This window comes from Methanoregula sp. (genome assembly GCF_002835825.1).
GTDB lineage: Archaea > Halobacteriota > Methanomicrobia > Methanomicrobiales > Methanospirillaceae > Methanoregula.
This window is the reverse complement of record NZ_PIZH01000197.1, coordinates 1-4,219: the sequence shown is the minus strand read 5'-3', so window position 1 is coordinate 4,219 and position 4,219 is coordinate 1. Positions and strand designations below refer to the sequence as shown.

Annotated in this window: 3 protein-coding genes; 2 read left to right on the top strand and 1 reads right to left on the bottom strand. The window is 53.4% G+C overall.

Annotated elements, in window-relative coordinates:
* A partial coding sequence (locus CW742_RS08035) for a PAS domain S-box protein (protein ID WP_292418884.1) occupies window positions 1-1,959 on the bottom strand: 1,959 nt, incomplete at its 3' end.
* A gap of 158 nt (window positions 1,960-2,117) precedes the next feature.
* Between CW742_RS08035 and CW742_RS08030 the strand changes: the two genes are divergently transcribed.
* Both CW742_RS08030 and CW742_RS15485 read left to right on the top strand, forming a co-directional pair.
* The gene (locus tag CW742_RS08030; protein ID WP_292418881.1) at window positions 2,118-3,809 is read left to right on the top strand and encodes a PAS domain-containing sensor histidine kinase; all 1,692 of its coding nucleotides are present in this window, start codon (window positions 2,118-2,120) and stop codon (window positions 3,807-3,809) included.
* A 243-nt stretch (window positions 3,810-4,052) separates the two neighbouring features.
* Window positions 4,053-4,219, top strand: a 167-nt coding sequence (locus CW742_RS15485; protein WP_369333012.1) for a HEAT repeat domain-containing protein, incomplete at its 3' end; no start/stop codon positions are given.

Sequence of the window (4,219 nt, the reverse complement as noted above, 5' to 3'; positions counted from 1 at the left end):
GACCTCACGGATGGTAAGTCCCGTGATCCCGAGTGCTTCCTGCACGAGGAAAAGGCCAAGCCCGGTGTGCTTTCCCACACCCTTCTGGAAGATCCGCTGCTTGTCACGGTTGGGAATACCATCGCCATCATCTTCAACAACGATGGTATACCCACCCTCAGTCTCCTGGCCCTTGACCCGGATTCCGGTCATTTTCCCCCCGTGCATCTCGGCATTCTCGAAGAGGTTGGCAAAGACGGTCCGTAACAGGGGATCGGCATAGACCTCACAGGAAAGCAGGGAGTCATCTATATCGACAATGCAATACCCGTCATCCATGCATACCGTCGTGACCGCGGCATGAAGGTTCTGCCACCGGGGCTTGTGCACCCCGATATCCTGGTACTGCCGGGTGAAAGAGATCTGGCTCCTGATAATCTCGCTGGACTGGATTGCTTTGGAAATGAGCCGGCGCTGGTCGGGATTTGCGATCTCCAGTTCAAGAAGCCCGAGTGACCCAAGCAGCACGGTCAGCTGGTTCAGGATGTCGTGACGCGTGATGTCCGAGAGCAGGTTCAGCTTCCGGTTCGATTCATGCAATGCCTGCTTGACCCGTTTGCTCTCGGTGATGTCCCTGCCCACGGACTGGAATTCAATAATCCTGCCATGGGGATCGAAGATAGCGCGATCGCTCCAGCGCTGCCACCGGATTTCACCGGATGGCATGATGATCCGGTTATCAATGATCACCACGGGGTTCTCTCTTGTGACCTTTTTCAGCGCTTCTTTGATCCGTTGGCCATCTTCCGGGGGGACAATAACCGGGTGATGGCGACCAATGCATGTCTGCCGGTCAAGGCCAAAATACCGGCAGTAGGCCTCGTTCACAAACGTCAGCTTGCCGTCCGGAGTGAACCGGCAGATAAACTCGGTCTGGTCCTCGACAATATTCCGGTATCGCTCCTCGCTCCGGATAAGATTATTCTGGCTTTTCGCCAGTTCCTCATAGTTCTGGCGGAGCTCCTCTTCTGTCGCGGCCAGCTGCTCGTACGCGGAATGCAATTCGGCCTGGTTCTTTGCCAGCTCGTCATAGTTCTGGCGGAGCTCTTCCTCAGTAGCCGCAAGTTGCTCATAGGTGGCGTTCAGCTCCTCGTGGGCCCGTTTCAGCTTCTTCTCTGTCTCCTTTCTCTGGGTAATATCACGGACAGATTCTATTGCGCCGACAACCCTGCCTCCGGAATCGTAGAGGGGGGATGCCGTGAGCCAGAAATAGCCGCCGTTCTCATCCGTACGGGGCGGAGAATATGTTTCGACAATCAGCCGGTCCCCGCTCCGGCGCAGGTCCGGATAGGCTTTCTCCGGCTCTTTTTCTGCCCGGACAATACAATCTGCAAGAGCGTGACCATGGTTCTCGTACAGGGGGAGGGTCGAGGGAACGTTCCCTTTTCCCAGGACCGCTGAGGGGGGGATGCCGGTAAGCTCCTCCATCATCCGGTTCCAGACAATGACATGGCCTTTCATGTCGAGGGCATACGTCGCATCCGGCAGGAAATTGATCAGGTCTGCAAGCTGTTTCTGAGAATCCTTGAGTTCATTGTGAACCCGCCTGCGATCTATTGCAGTCCGTATTTTGTAATCCAGTTCGGCAAACTGGGATTTTGGCTCCCCGCCCTTCTGGAGGTAAAAATCAGCCCCGCTGTTGAGGGCTTCGATGACCACTTCCTCGCGGCCCCGTCCCGTGAAGAGGATAAACGGGATATCCATATACTGCTCGCGGATGATCCGGAGAAACTCTATCCCGTCGGTATCCGCCATCTGGTAATCCGATACGATGGCATCGTAGGTCCGGGCGTTGAGCTGTATTATCGCTTCATCGACCGATGCTGCCACATCAACGTGGAAATGACCGGACTTTTCGAGATAAATCCTGCCGATATCGAGAAGCGCGGGTTCATCATCGACATATAATACTGAATACATCTGGGTTATGGATCCTTCAGTACCATTGGCTGCATAAAAATTTATGTCCACCGATCCTCGTACTATGAGTGGCGATAAATATTCATATTATAATAAGGAAAAATTACCCCACGAAACAATAGCGCTGATGTCCGGCAGCAGGGTACCGGGCCGGGAGCATGACAATGTGGGAACCGGATCTCAGGACCATCTTTTTGCTGATATGCCTGATAAACGCGTTTCTCGCGCTCATGATCCTGGTCTACTGGAAGACCCAGAAGACGTATGAAGGGCTTGCACTCTGGTCATTTGGCCTGCTCTTTCAGTCGGTTGCCTACCTCCTTTTCATGCTGCAGGGTGCTGCCGCTGCACTCCTGACAATCCTTCTTGCCAACGCATTCAGCATGCTTGCCATTTTCCTGCGTATCGATGCTGTAAGGAGGTTCTTCTGGTCCCGGTCATTGCCGGCCCGGTACTACCTTCTCATCCTTCCAATCATCCTCGCGTACGCGTATTTCACGTATATTTCAGACTCCATAACGGGACGTGCCGTCATCTCCGCCCTTTTCATTGCACCGGCCCTCATCATCGCAGCGGCCCCGGCCATTGTGTCACAAGAGAGAGAGAACCGCATTATCCGGTACCTATTTGCTGCAGCCCTGGTTGTTCCGGTAGTCTTCCTTGCCGCCCGAACGGTTGTATGGTATTTTATTCCCGGGCAATACTCGATTTTCAGCACCGATGCTTTCAACACCGGATTCTTCAGTGTCGCGATAATCGCAGATATCCTTGCAACAGGATTTTTCCTGATGCTGAACATGATCCGCTCCCGGACCGAACTGGAGGAGAGCGAGGTGAAGTACCGTTCGCTTTTCGAGAACATGCTGGAGAGCGCGGCGTACTGCAGGATTATCCCTGATGATGAGGGCAGGCCGGTCGACTGGATGTATCTCGATGCCAATGCTTCATTCAAGCAGAGCTGCGGGAAAGAGGCCATCGTCGGAAAACGGAGCGGGGAGATCCTTCCTGAAATCCATGATGAACACCCGGAGTTGCTGGAGACCTTTTCACGGGTGGTTTCATCCCGGAGGCCGGAGCGATTTGAGATCTGGTTCCAGGGATTTGCCCGGTGGTTCAGGTGCTCGGTGTTCACCCCGAAGCCGGATCATTTTGTCACCATTTATGATGATATCACGCAAAGGAAACTGACTGAGTCCGCCCTTCTCAGAACGAACACAAAGCTGAACCTGCTCTCGGGTATTACGCGGCATGATATCCGCAACCAGCTCCAGGCCCTTTCAGGATACCTGGAACTGGCAAGGGTGAATTCCCACTCTCCGGGATGCTTTCAGGAATCCCTCGGAAAGGCAGATTGTATCGTGGATACGATCAACCACCAGCTGGAATTCACGAAAGATTATGAAGAGATGGGAGTTAATGCTCCCACGTGGCAGAACGTAGATGCAATCATCTCCCAGGCCGTTACTTTGCTGCCACTCAAAGGAACCCGGGTTGAGGTCGAACAGCCGGATCTTGAGGTCTATGCCGATCCGCTCTTTGGCAAGGTGTTCTACAACCTGGTCGATAATGCTCTCCGCTATGGGGGATCTCAACTGACCAGGATCCGGATCTCCTCACGGGAAACAGATACCGGGCTTATCCTCTCGTGCGAGAATGATGGGGCCGGAATCCCCACAGAAGAGAAAAAACGGCTTTTTGAGCGGGGATATGGGAAACACACGGGTCTTGGCCTCTTCCTTTCTTCAGAAATCCTCTCTATCACCGGCATCAGTATTTCCGAGAACGGGGACCCGGAGAAGGGTGTGCGGTTTGACATGATTGTTCCCAAGGGGGAGTTCCGGTTCCGGTAAACCCCGTTATCGGACCTTTTTCTTTCAGGATTACCCTTTCGGGAAATGGTTTTTCGCATTCATTCAATGGTAGCTCCAGTGGCCGGACGTGGACGTGCCGGCATGATATAAAGAACCGCAATGCGCCCCGATGGAGATGCAGATCTTTGTTGCCATGCAGACCTGATCTGCAAACACCATTGGCAAATTTCTATATTTCCCTTCCGATGATGCTGCTAGTGTCCCGATTGGGAGGAGGGGAATATGGAACAAGCATTACTGGATTTAAAGGACCGGGTGCGACCGGAACGGTGGAAATCAGTCGTTACACTGGGCACATTTGGAGAACCGGCACTGGAATACCTGCACCATGCCTTAAGAGACGAGGACAAATGGGTGAGGTTCTTTGCCGTGGACGCTCTGGGGAAGAT

What these genes read in the sequence shown, in the direction of transcription:
- CW742_RS08030 (WP_292418881.1), top strand. Translation starts at nt 2,118, where the DNA reads ATGACAATGTGGGAACCGGATCTCAGGACCATCTTTTTGCTGATATGC.